General features: G+C 42.8%; 7 protein-coding genes. All 7 read left to right on the forward strand.

Annotated elements, in window-relative coordinates; translation table 11 throughout:
- Window positions 1–202 precede the first annotated feature (202 nt).
- The 7 genes from HFA01_RS18680 (at window position 203) to HFA01_RS18710 (ending at window position 4,218) form a co-directional block, all read left to right on the forward strand.
- Complete coding sequence (locus HFA01_RS18680; protein ID WP_089652824.1) at window positions 203–478, forward strand: YlmC/YmxH family sporulation protein; 276 nt, start codon at window positions 203–205, stop codon at window positions 476–478.
- Window positions 479–535: 57 nt separating this feature from the next.
- Window positions 536–1,333 (forward strand): peptidoglycan editing factor PgeF, encoded by a 798-nt coding sequence (pgeF, locus tag HFA01_RS18685; RefSeq protein ID WP_146818887.1) that lies wholly within the window; start codon window positions 536–538, stop codon window positions 1,331–1,333.
- A gap of 21 nt (window positions 1,334–1,354) precedes the next feature.
- Entirely contained in the window at window positions 1,355–2,026 is a 672-nt protein-coding gene (locus HFA01_RS18690; RefSeq protein WP_146818888.1) for a YggS family pyridoxal phosphate-dependent enzyme, read from the forward strand.
- Window positions 2,027–2,047: 21 nt separating this feature from the next.
- Window positions 2,048–2,497, forward strand: coding sequence for a cell division protein SepF (locus HFA01_RS18695; RefSeq protein WP_146818889.1), 450 nt, complete (start codon window positions 2,048–2,050; stop codon window positions 2,495–2,497).
- A 3-nt stretch (window positions 2,498–2,500) separates the two neighbouring features.
- The gene (locus tag HFA01_RS18700; protein WP_089652828.1) at window positions 2,501–2,770 is read left to right on the forward strand and encodes a YggT family protein; all 270 of its coding nucleotides are present in this window, start codon (window positions 2,501–2,503) and stop codon (window positions 2,768–2,770) included.
- A 73-nt stretch (window positions 2,771–2,843) separates the two neighbouring features.
- A complete protein-coding gene (locus tag HFA01_RS18705) occupies window positions 2,844–3,617 on the forward strand; it encodes a YlmH family RNA-binding protein (protein WP_146818890.1) in 774 nt (257 codons plus the stop codon).
- Window positions 3,618–3,693: 76 nt separating this feature from the next.
- Window positions 3,694–4,218, forward strand: a complete 525-nt coding sequence (locus tag HFA01_RS18710; protein WP_089652830.1) for a DivIVA domain-containing protein — start codon at window positions 3,694–3,696, stop codon at window positions 4,216–4,218.
- Window positions 4,219–4,371: the final 153 nt, after the last annotated feature.

The raw sequence follows: 4,371 nt of genomic DNA on the forward strand, positions 1-4,371 counted from the left end.
GGGGGATGGAGCTGGACGAGTTGCTTCCCAGACACCCCTGACGCTCAACTCAGCAACGAACCCCGGAAACATCTCGAAACTGTGTCTTTAAGAATCCTGCCATATACAATAATAAGAGTTTGAGTAAATGGGAGAATCATTTTCTCTGTTTTCTAATTTGTTGATGCTATGCATATAGTAGGAATAAGGAGTGTGAGGAGACATGAAAATCACGGAACTGCAAATGAAAGACGTCATTGCGATGGAAACAGGAGAAAGATTGGGATATATTAGCGATCTGGATATTGATACACAAAGAGGCCGGCTCAAGGGGCTTGTCCTCACGATGAAAGGAAAAGCAATGGGCCTTTTCGGAAAAGAAGAAGAGATGACGATTCCATGGGATCAAATTGTCAACATCGGAGCCGATGTCATTTTAGTGAAAAAGAACGGCTACAAAAGCATTTCTACAGTACAAAAGACAGAATCAGACGAATAAGAGAAGAAATTGGATGAAAAATGTGTTAAAATGGAGTGAAATTGAGGTGGTGTTCAAATGGAACCTTTCCAATCACATTCCATTAGACAGATGACTTGTTTTCATTCCCACCAGAATGTGACTGCAGGATTGACGACACGACAGGGCGGGCATAGTGAAGCCCCTTTCGATACGCTGAACATGGGGCTCCATGTATCCGATAAAAAAGAAGATGTATTGAAAAATAGACGAGCGCTTGCCGAGGAGATAGGCATCCCTCTTTCCAGATGGGTCATCGGAGAGCAGGTTCATGGCACGGAGGTTGCTGCTGTAGATCAGAGGAGTGCCGGAGCTGGCACAACTTCTTTGCAGACATCCGTCACGAACGTTGATGGATTGATTACCAACGAGAAAAACCTTGTCCTTGGCGCTTTCTTTGCAGATTGCGTACCTTTATATTTTGCTGATTCTGAATCAGGGTGGGTAGGCATTGCTCATGCTGGATGGAAGGGCACAGTAAACGGGATGGCAGGAGAGATGCTCCGCGCACTTCAAGACAAAGGATGTAAGCTTGAAAACATCCATGTCGTCATCGGGCCATCCATTGGTATCAAACACTATGAAGTCGATGACCATGTCATCAGTTTCATCCCCGAAAGTTACCAAAAAGAATGTGTGATAAACAAAGGAAAAGGGAAATATCAATTAGACCTTAAAGTTCTTCACAGGAGAATGATGATCGAAGAAGGTTTGAAGGTAGACAATATTCAAATGACTGACTTTTGTACATACGAGGAAGAGAAAACGTTTTATTCCCACCGTCGGGATCAGGGGAGTACGGGGCGTATGCTTGGGTTTATCACGCTTCGAACTTGATGAGCGGGAAGGAGTTCTAACATGTCGGTTGTAGATAACTTAGCAAAAATTGATCAAAAAATTGAACAAGCTTGTAAAAATAGTGGACGTTCTAAAAATGAAATCACCCTTATTGCGGTTACCAAATACGTCACTACTGAACGGGCACAGGAAGCCCTTGAGGCAGGAATTAAACATCTTGGAGAAAACCGTAAAGAAGGTCTTCTGGAAAAATATGAGGAGATCGGCGATCAGGCAACTTGGCATTTTATCGGGTCCCTGCAATCGCGAAAAGTGAAGGATGTGATTGGACAAGTCTCCATGATTCATTCGCTTGACCGAAAATCCCTAGCGAAAGAGATAAACAAAAGGGCCAACTGCCCGGTTCCATGTTTTATTCAGGTTAATATTAGTGAAGAGGAATCCAAACACGGGTTGGCTGCTTCAGAAGTTGAATCTTTTATAGAAGTGTTAAGTCATTACCAAAATGTTAAGGTCGTTGGTCTGATGACGATGGCCCCTCATACAGATGACGAGGAGAAGTTGCGTGGTGTATTCCGCCAACTCAGGGCTTTAAGAGATCGCATTAGGGACAAAGGTTATCGTCATGCCCCTTGTGAATATTTATCCATGGGAATGAGCAACGACTTCGCCCTGGCGATCGAAGAAGGAGCCACACATATCCGTCTTGGTTCCAGTCTTGTCGGTGAATAAATAAAATCAGAGGTGATGAAAATGAGCATGAAAAATAAATTTCGTTCGTTTTTCACGTTGGATGATGAATACGAGTACATTGAGGAAGAAGTGGAAGATGATTACGAAGAAGAACCTGCACAGCGTCAACGAACCACGAAGAAACAGGAGCAGGGCAATGTCGTCAGTTTGAAAAGTGCTAAATCCTCATCAAAAATGGTATTGAGTGAGCCCAGCAGTTACAATGAAGCTCAGGACATTGCTGATCAGCTGGTCAACCGTCGTGCCGTGGTCATCAACTTACAGCGTGTCGATCACCATCAGGCAAAACGCATTGTAGATTTTTTAAGCGGAACGGTATATGCTATAGGTGGAGATATTCAGAAACTCGGTACACAAACATTTCTCTGTACGCCTGATAACGTTGAGATTTCAGGGTCGATTTCAGAAATGATTGCGCAAGAAGACGATGATATAAACAGAAGGTGGTAAGACATGGCGTTTTTGTTTCAGATTTTAATGACAGCACTACAAATTTACAGTTGGATTCTCATTATCTACATTTTGATGTCCTGGTTCCCTGGGGCACGTGAATCCAGTTTCGGTGAAGTTCTTTCGCGGTTGGCTGAGCCTTTCTTGGAGCCTTTCCGAAAAATCATTCCCCCACTAGGTATGATTGATATTTCACCAATCGTTGCTATTCTCGTTTTGAACTTTGCTCGAGCAGGTTTAGGTGAACTATATTACATCATTATGGGATTATGAGTCTAGGAACAGATCAGAGAGCACATCTATGTTCTCGCATCTGTTCCTTTTGGTAGTTATGGAGGTTTTTTAGGTGGATATCTATCAACACTTTCGGAAAGAAGAAAAGCCATTCATTGATCAAGTCTTATCTTTTCGCGAAGATGTCGCTCTAAAATATCAGCGGAAGCTGACAGATTTCCTCGACCCGAGGGAGCAGATGATCATGAAGGCGATTATGGGAAACGATCCAGATCTTATTTACGGATTAGAAGGTGGCGCGGATGCTAGTGAAAGAAAACGAGCCATCATCGCTCCTGATTACGAGATTATTGAAAAAGAGGACTTTCAACTGACTCTGTTGGAAGCTTCCTATCCTCAAAAATTTGTAACGCTGGAACACCGCGATGTTTTAGGAGCCTTTATGTCCTTAGGAATTCGCAGAGAGAAAATGGGCGACCTCGTGGTTCAGGATGGGACGATTCAAATTACAACAGCTTCTGAGATTAGTGATTACATCAAAATGAACTTAACCGGCATTAAGCGTTCCAACGTACAATTTGATGAAAAACCATTATCCGCACGAATAGAGAGCAATGAAACATGGTCTACCAAACAAACGACGGTGTCTTCATTGCGCCTGGACGTTATGGTCAAGGAAATATACGGCATGTCCCGCAATAAAGCTTCGATGTTCATTGAAGCAGGCCAAGTAAAGGTCAACTTCCGTACCGTTGAAGACACTTCTTTTTCACTAGAGGAAGGCGATCTCATTTCTTTACGTGGAAAAGGGAGGAGCAGGTTGGATGAAATCCTCGGCGAAACGAAGAAGGAAAAATATAAAGTCATGACATCAAAATTAAATTAATGCACCAACAAAGAAGGATAACGTAGGTTCCTGTCGAATTTATTAACTAGATCGATGTTTTGGGGAGGTGGATGGTGTGCCATTAACACCACTGGATATTCATAATAAAGAATTTACTCGCGGTTTCAGAGGGTATGATGAAGATGAGGTCAATGAATTTCTCGATCAGGTCATCAAAGATTATGAAATCGTCATACGCCAGAAGAAAGAGTTGGAGCGGGAAGTCAGTCAATTGAACGAACGTCTCGGTCACTTCAACGATATTGAGACGACGCTCAATAAATCAATTCTCGTCGCCCAAGAAACGGCAGAAGACGTAAAAAACAGTGCAAACAAAGAGTCGAAATTAATCGTCAAAGAAGCAGAAAAGAATGCGGATCGCATCATTAATGAAGCATTGGAAAAGTCACGCCGCATTAATATCGAAGTGGAAGATATGAAAAAGCAGGCGAAAGTTTTCAAAACAAGACTGCGTATGCTGGTAGAAGCTCAAATCGATATGATCGACAACGATGATTGGGATCATCTATTTGATACAGAGCTTGATGATGAGAAAGAAGTGGAGCGTAAAATGGAAGAAGAATACAGCTCCCAGCCTTAAGTACCATCCCGTACATACGGAAATTATTCTTTCATACTAACCAAGGTGCCGTTCCCACAAGAACGGCACCTTTTCTCTTCCACCCCTTCTTAAGCAAACGGGTAGGATTGTTGAAGACTCAGTTTCGTGACTTTTATGGGAGCTTAGGGCTCC

Source organism: Halobacillus faecis, assembly GCF_007991335.1.
GTDB classification, from domain to species: Bacteria; Bacillota; Bacilli; order Bacillales; family Halobacillaceae; genus Halobacillus; species Halobacillus faecis.